This is a genomic window from Actinomyces sp. Marseille-P3109 (genome assembly GCF_900323545.1).
Taxonomy (GTDB): domain Bacteria; phylum Actinomycetota; class Actinomycetes; order Actinomycetales; family Actinomycetaceae; genus Actinomyces.
In genome coordinates this window covers 1263456-1279513 of the sequence record NZ_OOHN01000008.1, presented here as the reverse complement: position 1 = coordinate 1279513, position 16058 = coordinate 1263456, and the positions used below count along the sequence as shown (strand labels likewise).

11 protein-coding genes and 3 rRNA genes are annotated in these 16058 nt (G+C 65.1%); all 14 read left to right on the top strand.

What is annotated here, in order from left to right; translation table 11 throughout:
- Positions 1-35 precede the first annotated feature (35 nt).
- The 14 genes from argH (at position 36) to BQ8008_RS05735 (ending at position 16017) form a co-directional block, all read left to right on the top strand.
- Positions 36-1622, top strand: coding sequence for an argininosuccinate lyase (gene argH / locus BQ8008_RS05805; RefSeq protein ID WP_199907941.1), 1587 nt, complete (start codon positions 36-38; stop codon positions 1620-1622).
- A 22-nt stretch (positions 1623-1644) separates the two neighbouring features.
- Positions 1645-2307, top strand: coding sequence for a DNA-3-methyladenine glycosylase (locus BQ8008_RS05800; RefSeq protein WP_108833188.1), 663 nt, complete (start codon positions 1645-1647; stop codon positions 2305-2307).
- Between the two features lie 126 nt (positions 2308-2433).
- Positions 2434-2859 carry a hypothetical protein gene (locus tag BQ8008_RS05795; protein WP_108833187.1) on the top strand — a complete coding sequence of 142 codons (426 nt, stop codon included), beginning with the start codon at positions 2434-2436 and terminating at the stop codon, positions 2857-2859.
- Positions 2856-3395, top strand: a complete 540-nt coding sequence (locus BQ8008_RS05790) for a MarR family winged helix-turn-helix transcriptional regulator (RefSeq protein ID WP_108833186.1) — start codon at positions 2856-2858, stop codon at positions 3393-3395. The genes BQ8008_RS05795 and BQ8008_RS05790 overlap by 4 nt, the downstream gene beginning before the upstream one ends.
- Before the next feature lie 10 nt (positions 3396-3405).
- Positions 3406-4020, top strand: a complete 615-nt coding sequence (locus tag BQ8008_RS05785; RefSeq protein ID WP_108833185.1) for a class I SAM-dependent methyltransferase — start codon at positions 3406-3408, stop codon at positions 4018-4020.
- The gene (locus tag BQ8008_RS05780) at positions 4017-4703 is read left to right on the top strand and encodes an endonuclease III domain-containing protein (RefSeq protein WP_234415251.1); all 687 of its coding nucleotides are present in this window, start codon (positions 4017-4019) and stop codon (positions 4701-4703) included. Before BQ8008_RS05785 ends, BQ8008_RS05780 begins: the two co-directional genes overlap by 4 nt.
- Before the next feature lie 190 nt (positions 4704-4893).
- A complete protein-coding gene (gene tyrS / locus BQ8008_RS05775) occupies positions 4894-6156 on the top strand; it encodes a tyrosine--tRNA ligase (protein ID WP_108833184.1) in 1263 nt (420 codons plus the stop codon).
- A gap of 490 nt (positions 6157-6646) precedes the next feature.
- A 16S ribosomal RNA gene (locus tag BQ8008_RS05770) occupies positions 6647-8209 on the top strand.
- Between the two features lie 448 nt (positions 8210-8657).
- Positions 8658-11834, top strand: a 23S ribosomal RNA gene (locus BQ8008_RS05765).
- Positions 11835-12024: 190 nt separating this feature from the next.
- Positions 12025-12141 (top strand): 5S ribosomal RNA (rrf, locus tag BQ8008_RS05760).
- Together the 16S, 23S and 5S rRNA genes form the textbook arrangement of a ribosomal RNA operon.
- A gap of 715 nt (positions 12142-12856) precedes the next feature.
- Positions 12857-13732: a hypothetical protein gene (locus BQ8008_RS05750; protein WP_108833182.1), complete on the top strand. Its 876-nt coding sequence runs from the start codon at positions 12857-12859 to the stop codon at positions 13730-13732.
- The gene (locus BQ8008_RS05745; RefSeq protein WP_108833181.1) at positions 13729-14829 is read left to right on the top strand and encodes an HAD-IIA family hydrolase; all 1101 of its coding nucleotides are present in this window, start codon (positions 13729-13731) and stop codon (positions 14827-14829) included. Before BQ8008_RS05750 ends, BQ8008_RS05745 begins: the two co-directional genes overlap by 4 nt.
- 62 nt (positions 14830-14891) lie before the next feature.
- Complete coding sequence (locus BQ8008_RS05740; protein ID WP_108833180.1) at positions 14892-15143, top strand: hypothetical protein; 252 nt, start codon at positions 14892-14894, stop codon at positions 15141-15143.
- Position 15144: 1 nt separating this feature from the next.
- Positions 15145-16017 (top strand): TlyA family RNA methyltransferase, encoded by an 873-nt coding sequence (locus BQ8008_RS05735; protein ID WP_108833179.1) that lies wholly within the window; start codon positions 15145-15147, stop codon positions 16015-16017.
- Positions 16018-16058: the final 41 nt, after the last annotated feature.

The following is a 16058-nucleotide window of genomic DNA, read 5'->3' as shown; positions in this document are numbered from 1 at the left end:
TTCCGGACTGATCATTGAGGTACCTGTGCGGGCAGATGAGCCATGATGGGGCCATGAGCCAGTTCTCCAGCCAGCCCGCTAAGCCGTCCGCCGCCCAGCCCATTCCCTCAGACTCGCAGCAGAACTCGGGCCCCGCCGGTGTCAGCCTGTGGGGTGGGCGGTTCTCCGGGGGGCCTGCTGACGCGCTTGCCGCACTGTCGGTGAGCACCCACTTCGACTGGCGCCTGGCCCGATACGACATCGCCGGCTCCCGAGCCCACGCCCGCGCCCTGTCGCAGGCCGGCCTGCTGGACCCAGGCCAGCTGTCCGGCATGCTGGATGCCCTGGACCGTCTCGAGGCGGACGTCGTCGCCGGCATCTTCGTCCCCGAGGTCTCCGACGAGGATGTTCACACGGCCCTGGAACGCGGTCTCATCGAGCGCGCCGGCGACGACCTGGGTGGGCGCCTGCGCGCCGGACGCAGCCGCAACGACCAGATCGCCACCCTCATCCGCATGTACCTGCGTGACCAGGCGCGCCACGTCGCCGGCCTCGTTCTCGACGTCGTCGACGCCCTCATCGACCAGGCCGCCCAGGCCGCCGACGCCATCATGCCCGGACGCACCCACATGCAGCACGCCCAGCCGGTCCTCGTCGCCCACCAGCTGCTCGCCCACGCCTGGCCGCTCATGCGCGACGTGGAGCGCCTCGAGGACTGGGACGCGCGCGCCGCCGTGAGCCCCTACGGTTCCGGCGCACTGGCCGGCAACACACTCGGCATGGACCCCGACGCCGTGGCCGCCGACCTCGGTTTCGAGGCGGCCGTGGAGAACTCCATCGATGGCACCGCCGCCCGCGACGTTGTCGCCGAGCTGAGCTTCGTCCTCGCGATGGTCGCGGTGGACGTCTCGCGCCTGAGCGAGGAGATCATCATCTGGAACACCAAGGAGTTCGACTTCGTCACCCTCGACGACTCCTACTCCACGGGCTCATCCATCATGCCGCAAAAGAAGAACCCGGACGTGGCCGAGCTCGCCCGCGGCAAGGCCGGACGCCTCATCGGCGACCTGACCGGGCTGCTTGCCACTCTCAAGGCCCTGCCCCTGGCCTACAACCGGGACCTGCAGGAGGACAAGGAGCCTGTCTTCGACGCCGTCGACACCCTGGCCATCCTCCTGCCGGCTGTCAGCGGCATGGTGTCCACCATGACCCTCCACTACGAGCGCATGGCCGCTTTGGCTCCTCAGGGGTTCTCCCTGGCCACCGATATCGCGGAGTGGCTGGTCAAGAACGGCGTGCCCTTCCGCCACGCCCACGAGATCTCCGGCGCCTGCGTGCGCGAGTGCGAGAGGCGCGGCATCGAGCTGTGGGACCTGTCCGACGACGACTTCACCGCGATCGACGAACGACTCACTCCGAGCGTGCGGGAGGTCCTCTCAGCCGAGGGCTCGGTGGCCGCTCGCACCGGGCATGGCGGTACCGCGCCGCTACGCGTCGTCGAGCAGCTCGCCCGGGCCATCGCCCGCAGCGCTGAGCTGCGAGTCTTCGCGTGGGAGGGCTCCCTGCTGGACGGCCCCGCGGGTCCTCAGTGGCCCGAGTCCACTGGGGCCGATGATGAGTGGGCTGAGGTGGAGCAGGACTGAGCCTGCTCGCGAGGGCGATGTCATGGGGGATCCCGCGACGGAACTGAGCCCCGAGGCCGCCTTGCTCCTGAGCCGTGACAGCCTGGAGGTGGCCCCGGCCCTGCTGGGTGCCGTCATCTCCGTCGCCGGCTCGCAAGGACGTGTTGCGATCCGGCTGACCGAGGTGGAGGCCTACCGAGGCGAGGAGGACCCGGGCTCCCACGCCTTCCGGGGCCGAACGGCCCGCAACGCCTCCATGTTCGAGGCCGGCGGGTGCATCTACGTCTACTTCACCTACGGCATGCATCACTGCCTCAACATCGTCAGTGGACCGGCGGGAGTCTCACGCGCCGTGCTCCTGCGCGCGGGAGAGGTGGTGAACGGGACCGAACTGGCCAGAGAGCGTCGCCCCGCCGCGCGCACTGACCGCGACCTGGCCCGCGGTCCGGCACGATTGTGCTCGGCGCTCGGGCTGGACCGCTCCGACGACGGCGCACTGCTGGGCGGTCCCGGCTCACGTATCAGCCTGACCCTGCCGGAGCCGCGGCGGGCGCCGGATCCAGCACGCATTCGCAGTGGGCCGCGCACCGGTGTCGCCGGCCCCGGGGGAGACGGTAAGGCCTTTCCATGGCGCTTCTGGCTCGACGGCGACCCCACTGTCTCGCCCTACAGGCCCGCTGTCACCAGGCGACGTCCTCAGGGCTGAACCTCGCAGAACCTCTTGCTGACGGGTGTCCGCTTGCCTGGGGCCCTCGCACCAGTTAATAATAGGTGCGCAGATAATCGTCGTAGAGACTATTGTGATCGCGGGATCGCTGAGGAAGGGCAAGCAATGTGGTCGACCAAGTGTGAACGGACGGCGGATCTCCCGGTGGAAGTCCTGTGGGAGACCTGGATCAAGGTGCTCTCCGGTGAGATCGAGCTCCCGCAGGGAGACCGCTACGAGCCACGCGAGCCAGTGGGGCCCGGTGCATCGATCACGATGACACCGGCCGGGCAGGACAGCGTTGAGATCGTGGTGACGCGATGGGAGCCGCCTCATGTCCAGGCGGACCGGGTCTCCTATGGGGGAGTGGAACTGACCTTCACACACTCCTTCATGCCCACAGAGACACAGGGGAAGAGCGTCGTTGTCACCCGCCTCGACATCGACGGCCCCGGTGCCGACGATGCCGGCCCGGCGATCGGTCCGAGAATCGCCGAGGACTTTCCGCAGGCCATCGACTCACTCATCGAGGCTGCTAGGGTCGATATGTGAAGACACGGTTCCAGGGGCCGGAGGCGAGTCCCGGTTTCCTCATGTGGAGGACCGCGCTGGCCTGGCAGCGCGACATCGCGGCTGCTCTGGAGCCCGTCGCGCTGACGCACTCGCAGTTCGTCCTCCTGTCCTGCACGCAGTGGCTCGAGGAGCAGGGAGACGGTGCCAGCCAGGTCATGATTGCGGCCCAGGCGGGAATGGATGTGAAAACCGCCAGTCAGGTGCTGCGCAGGCTGGAGCAGGCCGGCCTTGTCTCGCGCCAGCAGGATCCCAAGGACGCCCGCGCCCGGATCGTGACAACGACGGCGGCAGGGCGAGATGTCGGGGCCCGGGCAACGCGTCTTGTGGAGGACGCCGATGAGGTGTACTTCGCCACCATGCCCCACCTGCGCGACGCGCTGCTGCGCGACGCCGGTGCCGTGGTGCGCAGACCAGCAGCGCACCACGGCGAGGCAACCGATGCATCCGTCGGCCAGAGCGCGAGTCCCAAGACCCCCGGTGACACGGCCGGTCCGACCATGGTGGCTGCTCCGTGAGGATGACTCAGTGACCAATGACTATTGGAACCACAACGTCGCCTTCCACCGCCGCGTCGTGAGGGACGCGGCGCTGCGTGGTGGGAGCGCGCTCGATGTCGGATGCGGTGACGGGCTCCTGCTCGAGCGCCTGGCGACAGTGTGCCGCTGCGTCGTCGGACTTGAACCCGACGAGCAGGCGGTTGCTCGAGCGCGTGGTCGTCTGAAGCAGATCCCGCAGGCCGAGGTCCTCCTCGACGACGTCATGGATCCCGACCTGCCTCAGCGCATCGGCACCTTCGAGACGGTCAGCTGCGTGGCCACGCTGCACCACCTCCCGCTGGAACCTGCCCTGGTGAGGCTGAGAGAGCTGGTGGCACCTGGCGGGCGACTCATCGTCGTCGGCCTGGCCGCCAACAAGAGCCTGTGGGACTGGTTGCTGTCCGCACTGGCTGTTCTACCTCTGCGCGTGGTCGGTTCCCTGCGCCGGGAGACGCGCGACATCGGTGTGGTCACGCGTTCTCCACGAGAATCGTTCACCGAGATCCGTGCGGCGGCATCCCGGATCCTTCCCACGGCCAGGGCTCGACGGCGCTTCTACTACCGTTACACCCTCATCTGGGACCGCCCGATGGAGGCCTTGTGAACGATTCCCCGCATCCGGCCCCCGACTCCGCGGGCATGCCGATCCCTCTGCGCACTCTGTACGAGCTGCTGCGGGCCGAGCTCGGTGAGATCGATCCCTGGCCCGCCGAGTCCGACCTCGAGTACGTCTGCGGGGCCGTCCTCGTCCAGAACACCACATGGGGCAGTGCTCTGCGCTCCCTGGATGCGCTGAGAGACGCCACGGCCTTCGACGCTGACCGGATGCTCTCGCTTGACGAGGCGTGCCTCATCGACCTGATCCGCCCCAGCGGATTCATGAAGGCCAAGGCTCGCGCGCTGCGCGCCTACGCGACCTGGCTCACGGGCCCGGAAGGACGAGTGGCACCTGCTCTCGGTGATGACGCCCTGCGCGCAGAGCTGATGAAGCTCCCCGGGTTCGGCCCGGAGACGACCGACGTCGTCGCCCTCATGGTCCACGACCGGCCCCGGTTCATCTTCGACACCTACGCCAGGCGCCTGCTCCGCCAAGCCGGACATGACGTGGGGCGCGGATACGAGACGTCTCGGCGCGCCCACGAGGAGGCAGTGGTCGCCAGCGGGCTCGACGTCGACCAGCTCAAGGACTTCCACGGACTGATCATCACCGCCGGCCAACGCGCTCGTGCAGCGGGTGGGTGGGCGGTCTACGGTCCCACGATCGGCGTGGGGTCCATGAACCGGTAACCGTGCATGTGCTGTAGGCGAAGAGCAGACGGCCCGTGTGACAACGGTGCCGGTCTGACGCGACCGTATCGTGGAAGCCGGGCCGGGGCATGGCAGACTATCCGCGCCGGAGGTATCGGCCGGCCCCGAGCGCGACGCGCCGGGACAACGCGTGCAGGACGCGCGACGACTCACGGAAGGCGACTGGACAGTGACGGACATCCTGGACGAACTGCAGTGGCGCGGGCTCATCGCCCAGCACACCGACATCGACGCGCTGCGCGCGGCGTTGACCGACGGGACCGTCACCTTCTATTGCGGATTCGACCCCACGGCTCCCAGTCTTCACCACGGTCACCTCGTGGCCGTCAAGGTCATGCGTCATCTGCAGCTCGCCGGACACCACCCCCTCGCACTGGTGGGGGGCGCAACCGGGCTCATCGGCGACCCACGCGCCAAGGGCGAGCGCAGCCTCAACACGAAGGATGTCGTCGCCGGCTGGGCGGCGAGCCTGCAGGAGCAGCTCGAGAACCTTCTCGACTTCAGCGGGGACAACCCGGCTCGCATCGTTAACAACCTGGACTGGACCCAGGCGATGAGTGCCATCGACTTCCTGCGGGACCTGGGCAAGCACTTCCGCATGGGCACAATGCTGTCCAAGGACATCGTCGCGCGCCGCCTGGCCAGCGAGGAGGGCATCTCCTACACCGAGTTCAGCTACCAGGTCCTCCAGGCCAACGACTACCTCGAGCTCTACCGGCGCTACGGCTGCACCCTGGAGGTGGGTGGCAACGACCAGTGGGGCAATCTCGTGGGCGGGATGGACCTCATCCACAAGGTTGAGGGCGCCTCGGTCCACGTCATGACCAACCCGCTCATCACCAAGGCCGACGGCACCAAGTTCGGCAAGTCCGAGGGCGGGGCGATCTGGCTCAACCCCGAGATGCTCAGCCCCTACGCCTTCTACCAGTTCTGGCTACAGGTCGACGACGCCGACGTGGTGCGCTTCCTCAAGGTCTTCACCTTCCTGGAGCGGGACGAGATCGAGCGTCTCGAGGTTGCGACCGTCAAGAACCCGAAGGCCCGAGAGGCGCAGCGCGCCCTGGCTCACGAAGTGACCACCTGGGTCCACGGGGCCGAGGCCACAGCCCAGGCTGAGGCGGCAACAGCCGCCCTGTGGGGGCGTGGCGATCTCGCCGACATTGACGAGGCGACGATCCTGGCTGCCACGGCCGACCTTGCCTCTGGAGACGTGACGATCGGCGAGACCACGATCGTGGACCTGCTTGTCAGCACGGGGCTGGAGCGGGGCCGTAACGCGGCTCGGAAGACCATTGCCGGCGGAGGCGCCTACCTCAACAACGTCAAGGTAGAGGATGAGACCAAGGTGATCGGCTCCGAGCATCTGCTGGCCGGAGGAGTGGTCCTGGTGCGCAAGGGACGGCGTAACCTGGCCATTGGGCACTCGGCGTAGATCCTTTTCGAGAATCGTCCCGGTCTCGACCGAATTGACGCGGTGACGGTGTCTTGTGGGCACCGTCACCGCGCTACAGTTTGACGACCTGGGGCCGTGTGCGTAATGTTCTCTCCGGCCCGAAACGGGGAGGACAAGTCCTCAGACCGACCGGGAACTGAGAACTGAAGAGAACCGAATGAGAGACGAGGGTCACCGACCAATCGTTTGACTCAGACAGAATGGTTCGGTAAAGTATCTCAGGCGCTTCTGAGAAGGAAGCGGAAGACGAAAGTCTTTCGAAGATTTTTCAGTGGGTGTGTTGTTTGAGAACTCGATAGTGTGTCATGTTTTTTATGCCATGGGTCCTGGGGGGCTGCGCGTTTTGTGTGGTTTTTTGGGGCTTGTTTTGTTTTGGTTTGCCTGGCTTCTGTTGTGGGGGTTGGGTGGGGCCATGTGGTCTGGTTTTCTGGGCTTTTTCTGATTGGAACCTTTGTGGTTTTGTTGGTTTTGTTTGGAGAGTTTGATCCTGGCTCAGGACGAACGCTGGCGGCGTGCTTAACACATGCAAGTCGAACGGTGAAGCGCCTTCCTTTGTGGTGGGTGTGGATGAGTGGCGAACGGGTGAGTAACACGTGAGTAACCTGCCCCCTTCTTCTGGATAACCGCATGAAAGTGTGGCTAATACGGGATATTCTGGGTCTGTCGCATGGTGGGCCTGGGAAAGATTGCGCCTTTTGGGTGTTTTTGGTGGGGGATGGGCTCGCGGCCTATCAGCTTGTTGGTGGGGTGATGGCCTACCAAGGCGGTGACGGGTAGCCGGCCTGAGAGGGTGGACGGTCACACTGGGACTGAGACACGGCCCAGACTCCTACGGGAGGCAGCAGTGGGGAATATTGCACAATGGGCGCAAGCCTGATGCAGCGACGCCGCGTGAGGGATGGAGGCCTTCGGGTTGTGAACCTCTTTCGCCAGTGAAGCAGGCCTGCTCCTGTGTGGGTGGGTTGACGGTAGCTGGATAAGAAGCGCCGGCTAACTACGTGCCAGCAGCCGCGGTAATACGTAGGGCGCGAGCGTTGTCCGGAATTATTGGGCGTAAAGAGCTCGTAGGCGGCTGGTCGCGTCTGTCGTGAAATCCTCTGGCTTAACTGGGGGCTTGCGGTGGGTACGGGCCGGCTTGAGTGCGGTAGGGGAGGCTGGAACTCCTGGTGTAGCGGTGGAATGCGCAGATATCAGGAAGAACACCGGTGGCGAAGGCGGGTCTCTGGGCCGTTACTGACGCTGAGGAGCGAAAGCGTGGGGAGCGAACAGGATTAGATACCCTGGTAGTCCACGCCGTAAACGTTGGGCACTAGGTGTGGGGGGCCTTTTCCGGGTTTTCCGCGCCGTAGCTAACGCATTAAGTGCCCCGCCTGGGGAGTACGGCCGCAAGGCTAAAACTCAAAGGAATTGACGGGGGCCCGCACAAGCGGCGGAGCATGCGGATTAATTCGATGCAACGCGAAGAACCTTACCAAGGCTTGACATGTGCCGGATGGCTCCGGAGACGGGGTTTCCTCTCCTTTGTGGGGGGCTGGTTCACAGGTGGTGCATGGTTGTCGTCAGCTCGTGTCGTGAGATGTTGGGTTAAGTCCCGCAACGAGCGCAACCCTTGTCTCGTGTTGCCAGCACGTTGTGGTGGGGACTCGCGGGAGACTGCCGGGGTCAACTCGGAGGAAGGTGGGGATGACGTCAAATCATCATGCCCCTTATGTCTTGGGCTTCACGCATGCTACAATGGCCGGTACAGAGGGCTGCGATGCCGTGAGGTGGAGCGAATCCCTTAAAGCCGGTCTCAGTTCGGATCGGTGTCTGCAACTCGACACCGTGAAGTTGGAGTCGCTAGTAATCGCAGATCAGCAACGCTGCGGTGAATACGTTCTCGGGCCTTGTACACACCGCCCGTCACGTCATGAAAGTCGGCAACACCCGAAGCCCGTGGCCCTACGGGGAGCGGTCGAAGGTGGGGCTGGTGATTGGGACGAAGTCGTAACAAGGTAGCCGTACCGGAAGGTGCGGCTGGATCACCTCCTTTCTAAGGATAGGTTTGTGTGGGGCGGTTTGCCTCCTCCTTCTTTTTTGGTTGTTTGTTTTGTCTGGGCCAGTGTGGTCTGGGCCGGCCTGGAGGGGGTGTCTCGCACGGAAGCTGCGGCTGGCTGGCCTTGCGCTGTTGTGTGGGGTTGGTTGGTTGTGGTGTTGTGTGGTGTAGGAAACACGCCTGCTTGTGGTGGGCTGCTGCGGCTGTTGTGGTCGTGGTGGTCTGTTGTGGTGGGTGCCCCTGGTGTGCGCGGTTGTGTGCGTGTGTGGGGGTGGCATGCTGTCGGGGTTCTGGGGCAGTGCGCCCTGGTTGCCTGGCCTGTGCTTCTGCTGCCTGTTGGTGGTGGGGTGTGGGTGTGGGTGGGTTGGTTGTGAACTGTATAGTGGACGCGAGCATCTTACTGTAAGATTTCTGTGACATTTCTTTTGTTTTGTCGTGTGTTGTGTTGTTTGTTTTTTTGAGCGTTCGGTGGATGCCTTGGCATCAGGGGCCGATGAAGGACGTGGTGGCCTGCGATATTCCTCGGGGAGCCGGCTGGCGGGCTGTGATCCGAGGGTTTCCGAATGGGGGGACCCGGCACGAGTTATGTCGTGTCACCTGCATCTGAATTGTATAGGGTGTGGGGGGTGACGCGGGGAAGTGAAACATCTTAGTACCCGTAGGAGAAGATATTCCGTGAGTAGTGGCGAGCGAAAGCGGATGATGGTGAAACCGTGTGCGTGTGATACTCGGCAGGGGTTGCGTGTGCGGGGTTGTGGGGCTGTCCTGTTGGTCTTCTGCCGGAGACCGGGCGCGTGTGCTGATCTGTAGCTGAATCGTCTGGGAAGGCGTGGCGTAGTGGGTGATACCCCCGTAGGCGGAACTGGTTGGTGCGTGTCTGGGGTGGTGCCCGAGTAGCACGGGGCTCGTGGAATCCTGTGTGAATCTGCCAAGACCACTTGGCTGCCTGAATACCTCCTGATGACCGATAGTGGATAGTACCGTGAGGGAATGGTGAAAAGTACCCCGGGAGGGGAGTGAAATAGTACCTGAAACCGGGCGCTTGCAAGCCGTCAGAGCCTCCCATGCTTGTTGTGTGTGGGGGTGGTGGCGTGCCTTTTGAAGAATGAGCCTGCGAGTCAGTGGCGTGTCGCGAGGTTAACCCGTGTGGGGTAGCCGTAGCGAGAGCGAGTCCGAACAGGGCGAGTGTAGTGGCGCGTTCTGGACCCGAAGCGGGGTGATCTACCCATGGCCAGGTTGAAGCACGTGTAAGAGCGTGTGGAGGACCGAACCCACCTAGGTTGAAAACTGGGGGGATGAGCTGTGGGTAGGGGTGAAAGGCCAATCAAACTCCGTGATAGCTGGTTCTCCCCGAAATGCATTTAGGTGCAGCGTCGCGTGTTGCCCGGCGGAGGTAGAGCTACTGGGTGGCTGATGGGCCCCACAGGGTTACTGACGTCAACCAAACTCCGAATGCCGTGCGGGTTGTAGCGTGGCAGTGAGACTGCGGGGGATAAGCTCCGTGGTCGAGAGGGAAACAGCCCAGATCGCCGGCTAAGGCCCCTAAGCGTGTGCTAAGTGGGAAAGGATGTGCGGTCGCGCAGACAACCAGGAGGTTGGCTTAGAAGCAGCCATCCTTGAAAGAGTGCGTAATAGCTCACTGGTCAAGTGATCGTGCGCCGACAATGTAGCGGGGCTCAAGCACACCGCCGAAGCCGCGGACCCACAGCGTTTGTTCCCTTCATCGTCCCACGTTGCTGGGGTGGTGGCAGGGGCTGTGGGTGGTAGGGGAGCGTCCTGCACCGGGGGAAGCCTGTGGGTGACTGCTGGTGGACGGTGCGGGAGTGAGAATGCAGGCATGAGTAGCGATACTAGGGTGAGAAGCCCTAGCGCCGAATGACCAAGGGTTCCAGGGCCAGGCTAGTCCGCCCTGGGTGAGTCGGGACCTAAGGCGAGGCCGACAGGCGTAGTCGATGGATGACGGGTTGATATTCCCGTACCGGCGAAGCACCGCCCATGCTGACGCGCGGGTGCTAACCCACGCCGTGCTGCCATATCGGCCCTCAGCTCAGGTCTTCGGGCCTGGTGGGGGTTGTGGTGGTGGGGTCTGGGGACCCTCCGTGCAGGTAGGCAAGCGTGTTAACAGGGGTGACGCACAGTGGTAGCCCGGCGGACCTGATGGCTTGGTCCGTTCAAGCGCGCAGCCCGTTGCCCAGGTAAATCCGGGGGACTGTCTTGGATGACGGGGGTGAGGCGTGATGGTGACCCCACGCTGGTGGGGGATAACAGGGTGATCCTGGGGTGCCGAGAAAAGCCTCGACGCGATGGTGCCAGCCGCCCGTACCCTAAACCGACACAGGTGGTCGGGCAGAGTATGCCTAGGCGCACGAGTGAATCATGGTTAAGGAACTCGGCAAAATGCCCCCGTAACTTCGGGAGAAGGGGGGCCTGATCCCTGAAACAGCTGGCCTGTTAGGGGGGAGGGTCGCAGAGACCAGGGGGAAGCGACTGTTTACTAAAAACACAGGTCCGTGCGAAGCCGTAAGGCGATGTATACGGACTGACGCCTGCCCGGTGCTGGAAGGTTAAGAGGAACCATTAACCCTCGGGTGACGTGGTGAATTTAAGCCCCAGTAAACGGCGGTGGTAACTATAACCATCCTAAGGTAGCGAAATTCCTTGTCGGGTAAGTTCCGACCTGCACGAATGGCGTAACGACTTCCCCGCTGTCTCAACCATGAGCTCGGCGAAATTGCAGTACGAGTAAAGATGCTCGTTTCGCGCAGAAGGACGGAAAGACCCCGGGACCTTTACTACAGCTTGGTATTGGCGCCCGCTATAGCTTGTGCAGGATAGGTGGGAGACGTTGAAGCCGTTACGCCAGTAGCGGTGGAGTCGTCCTTGAAATACCACTCTGGTTATGGCGTGCGCCTGAACCTGGGCCCGTGATCCGGGTTAGGGACAGTGCCTGGTGGGTAGTTTAACTGGGGCGGTTGCCTCCTAAAGTGTAACGGAGGCGCTCAAAGGTTCCCTCAGCCTGGTCGGCAACCAGGTGTTGAGTGCAAGTGCACAAGGGAGCTTGACTGTGAGACCGACGGGTCGAGCAGGTACGAAAGTAGGAACTAGTGATCCGGCGATCCCGTGTGGGTGGGTCGTCGCTCAACGGATAAAAGGTACCCCGGGGATAACAGGCTGATCCTGCCCAAGAGTCCATATCGACGGCATGGTTTGGCACCTCGATGTCGGCTCGTCGCATCCTGGGGCTGGAGCAGGTCCCAAGGGTTGGGCTGTTCGCCCATTAAAGCGGTACGCGAGCTGGGTTTAGAACGTCGTGAGACAGTTCGGTCCCTATCCTCTGCGCGCGCAGGAGACTTGAGAAGGCCTGTCCCTAGTACGAGAGGACCGGGACGGACGAACCTCTGGTGTGCCAGTTGTCCCGCCCGGGGCACGGCTGGTTGGCTACGTTCGGGACGGGTAACCGCTGAAAGCATCTAAGCGGGAAACCATCTTCAAGACAAGGTCTCCGCAGGAAGGACTCGTCCTTCCTGGTAGGCCCCCAGCAGACTACTGGGTTGATAGGCCAGAGGTGGAAGACCGGTAACGGTTGGAGCTGACTGGTACTAATAGGCCAACACAAACAACACCCCCCACCCGCCACAACACGGTGCGTGGGACGAGGGGAACAACGGTAAGCACGAAAGCGTCCACTATACGGTCCACACCCAACCCACCACCAACCACACACACACGCACGCGCGTGAGCGTGAGCGTGTGGGGTGCGGGGGCAACCACCACACAAGTGAATCAACGCACCGCACTACCCACCCAGACGTCTCGGTGGTCACAGCGACAGGGACACGCCCGGACCCATCCCGAACCCGGAAGCTAAGCCTGACAGCGCCGATGGTACTGCACCCGCCAGGGTGCGGGAGAGTAGGACACCACCGAGCACACACCACCGCGTAGGGCCTTTGAGATCCACCCCGGACCTCAAAGGCCCTACGCCGCGTACCGGGCCCGACAAATCTGTCCACCCACGCGCGCCACGCACCACACCTGTTGCCCCGGGTGCAGCTACGCCATCCGGCGGTGGGCCGGGTAGGCTCCTCCCAGGCAATCAGGACATGAGGGAACTGACGGCAGTCCCGGAGCGAAAGAAGGACCATGGCGTATCAGGACCGTCGGCACGGCGCGGACCACGGCGACTCATCCAGGCGTCGCCGGGACGGCGACCGTCACGGCTTCGGCCGACGCAAGCGCTTCGACGGGGATGATGACCGCTCTCGTCATAGCCGTCACTCCGGCTGGAACAACAATGGCACCCACGATGGACAGAGGCGTTCCCCAAACCGTGACGAGGGTGAGTCTCGTGGTCAGCGCCGGCAGCGGGACGACTGGCGCGGCGATCGTCGTCGCGACGCCGGAGCCGATGAGCGGCGACCTTTCCACGGAGACAGGAAGTCGGGGCGTTTCACCGACCGCTCTGGACGGGGAGGCCCCAAGGACAGGAAGGACGATCGCCGAGGTCGCCCTCCGCAGCGCCAGCGCATTCCAGAACCCGCTGTCCCTGACGACGTCGAACCCGGCGACCTCGAGCGGAGCGCAAGGGTCGAGCTGCGTGCCCTAGGACGCGCCAATGCCGAGAACGTCGCCCGCCACCTCGTCATGACTCAGCGGCTGCTGGACAACGACCCTCACACCGCCTACGAACACGCTCGCTACGCCGCCTCCCATGCCGGGCGTGTTGCGGTCGTACGCGAGACCGCAGGCATCGCCGCGTACCTCGCCGGTCACTACAGTGAGGCGCTTCGAGAGATCCGAGCCGCTAGGCGACTGTCCGGTCTCGACCTTCACCGAGCCATCGAGGTCGACTGCGAACGCGCACTGGGACACACCGACAAGGCCCTCCAGGCCGCCAAGGCGGCCGACCCCCTCCAGCTCGACGAGGTTGAGCGCGCTGAGCTGGCCATGGTCATCTCCAGCCTCCGCCACGAGATGGGGCAGACCGATCTCGGTCTCATCGTCATCGAGGACGCCATCCGGGCGCGTCCCTCTGACAGCGACACCCTCAGGCGCCTGCACTCCGTGCGCGCCGACAGGCTCGAGGAGCTCGGGCGTCACCAGGAGGCCGCAGCGATCCGAGACCGCATCGGCCCCGAGCCGACCGAGGAGGACGAGGTCGAGGTCTTCGACATCGAGGACGACTACGACTTAGAGGCCCAGGAGCAGGGCTCTCCAGAAAAGGCTGCTCACAAGGCGGACGATCGTCACGAGGCTACGGAGGCCTCTGCCACCACGGAGACGCCCGCTGAGAGCGATGCCTCGGACCTCGATGCGGCCGACCAGGATGACACCGAGTGGACGCAGTCCTTCGCTGAGCGCGTCGAGGCCGAGATGGCAGAGCTGCTGGAGGCGGCTGAGGAGACGTCGGCGTCCCCGTCGGCAGACGAGGCAGAAGAACAGTCTTCCCCGGCTGACGCGGACGGAACCACAACCCCGACAACAACCCCGACCGACGACGCCCCAGAGGAGTCCCGATGACCCTGCCCGAACAGACTCCTCTCGACACTTCCGCGACCCTCCTGGTCAGCGAGCAGCCCCTGTGCGCCGCCTACGACGTCGCGCTGCTGGACCTCGACGGCGTCTGCTTCGCAGGCGAGGCCCGGGTGCCCTACGCCGCCGACAACGTCAACGCCGCCCGCGCAGCCGGGATGCGCCTGTCCTTCGTCACCAACAACGCCTCCCGGGCGCCTCAGACGGTCGTGGACAAGCTCAAGGCCAATGACATCGTCGCCGAGCCCGCAGAGGTCTTCAGTGCCGCCATGGATGCGGCCGCCATGCTCACCGAGCATGTCGAACCCGGCTCCATGGTCCTCGTCGTCGGCGGCGATGGCGTACGACAGGCCCTCCTCGACGAGGGCTTCCGAGTGACCAGCAGCGCGCAGGACGAGCCGGTCGCCGTCGTCCAGGGATGGGACCCCGCAGTCGACTGGGCCCTGCTGTCCGAGGGGCTCTACGCCGTCAACGCCGGTGCCCTCCACGTCGCCACCAACCTCGACGCCACCCTGCCGACCGAGCGGGGCTTCGCCCTGGGCAATGGCAGCCTCGTGGCCGCCGTCGTCAACGCCTCCGGCAAGGAGCCCCTGGCGGGGGGCAAACCCTTCCCCGGGATCTACACACGAGCTCTCAAGCGCGCCGGTGGCACCAGGCCGCTGGCCGTCGGCGACCGGCTCGACACCGACCACGTCGGTGCCCGGGCCGCCGGAATCCCCGGGCTCCACGTCCTCACCGGTGTCTCAGATGCCCGAGACGTCGTCGCAGCACCGGCCGCTGAGCGTCCCTGCTTCCTCCACACCGACCTGCGCGGCCTGACCGAGCCGCATCCCGAGCCCGTCCGAGTCGTGCAGGACGGTCAGGAGTGGTGGCAGGTCGGCGACCGACGCGCCCGCGTCGTCGGCTCGAGGCTCGAGCTGCAGCACGGGGGAGCCGTGACCGCCCAGGACGGCGCCCCCGTGCGCATCGACCTGGACTCCTACCGGGCCCTGGCCGTAGCCGCCTGGGACTGGTCCGACGCGCAGGACGCCCGGGCAGAGGCCGCCGCGCTGGACCTTCCCGAGATCGAGGTCATCGAGCCCTGAGACCGATCCGGTCTCAGGAACAGTCCGCGGAAAGGACAGAACGACGTCGAGGTGAGTCAGGAATGAGCCGCAACGAACCGGAAGCCACCGGACAGCAGGCCCCGCCTTCAGGGGCTCCTGAGCGACCGGCGGCTCCCAGGCCGCCGGTCCCCGCGCCCCCGCGCGCCGATGCCGCGATGTCCGCCTCCCACCACCTCACCGACCACGCCGACGAGCTCGCCGAGATCGGGCGGATGCCTCTGGAGGAGCGCGCCGCCGCGCTGTCCGCCATCCACGAGGAGCTCACCGCCGTTCTCCACAAGGCGGAAGGCTGACATGGCCCGCCTCATCCGCATCGACTCCGAGCTCGTACGCCGTGGACTGGCACGCTCCCGCACCCACGCCGCCGCGCTCATCACCGACGGCCACGTCACTCTTGACGGCGTGGTGGTCACCAAGCCGGCCCGCCAGGTCAACCCCGCCCATGCCATCGAGGTCCTCACTCCTTGCGGAGACGACTATGTCTCACGTGGCGCCCACAAGCTCGCAGGCGCCCTGGACGTCTTGGGGGAACGCGGCCTGGCGCCTCGTATCGACGGCCGCCGCTGCCTGGATGCGGGAGCCTCCACAGGAGGCTTCACCGACGTCCTCCTGCGCCGCGGTGCCGAGCACGTCGTCGCCGTCGACGTCGGCTACGGCCAGTTGGCCTGGTCCCTGCGCTCCGACCCACGTGTCACCGCCCTGGACCGCACCAACATCCGAACCCTCGACCCGGCCGCCGTTGCCCCGGCCCCCGACCTGGTGGTGGGTGACCTGTCCTTCATCTCCCTCACCCTGGTCCTCGAGCCACTGCTGCGCGCCGCGGCCGACGACGCCGACCTCCTGCTCATGGTCAAGCCCCAGTTCGAGGTGGGCAAGGACCGGATCGGGCACGGGGGAGTGGTGCGCGACCCGCAGCTCCACGTGGAGACCGTCCTGGCCGTGGCCGAGCACGCGCACACGCTGGGAGTGGGTGTCGACGCCGTCGCCGCCTCACCGTTGCCCGGTCCCGCTGGTAACGTCGAGTACTTCCTGAACATGCACGCCTCCCGCGCCGGGAGCCCTGAGGACCTGCGCGGCGGTGAGCTGCGCGCCCAGGTCGAGCGCGCCGTCGCCGAAGGCCCCGCTGCAAACAGCTCCCGACGAAGCAGAGCAAGGACCCAACCATGAGCAAGCTGAGCCCCACAGGCGCCGTGAGCAGCGTCAAGCCC

Excerpts from the sequence above, each read along its gene's own strand:
- BQ8008_RS05795 (WP_108833187.1), top strand. The coding sequence starts at position 2,434 with ATGTGGTCGACCAAGTGTGAACGGACGGCGGATCTCCCGGTGGAAGTC.
- BQ8008_RS05750 (WP_108833182.1), top strand. The coding sequence starts at position 12,857 with ATGACTCAGCGGCTGCTGGACAACGACCCTCACACCGCCTACGAACAC.
- BQ8008_RS05745 (WP_108833181.1), top strand. The coding sequence starts at position 13,729 with ATGACCCTGCCCGAACAGACTCCTCTCGACACTTCCGCGACCCTCCTG.
- BQ8008_RS05735 (WP_108833179.1), top strand. The coding sequence starts at position 15,145 with ATGGCCCGCCTCATCCGCATCGACTCCGAGCTCGTACGCCGTGGACTG.
- argH (WP_199907941.1), top strand. The coding sequence starts at position 36 with ATGAGCCATGATGGGGCCATGAGCCAGTTCTCCAGCCAGCCCGCTAAG.
- BQ8008_RS05800 (WP_108833188.1), top strand. The coding sequence starts at position 1,645 with ATGGGGGATCCCGCGACGGAACTGAGCCCCGAGGCCGCCTTGCTCCTG.
- BQ8008_RS05740 (WP_108833180.1), top strand. The coding sequence starts at position 14,892 with ATGAGCCGCAACGAACCGGAAGCCACCGGACAGCAGGCCCCGCCTTCA.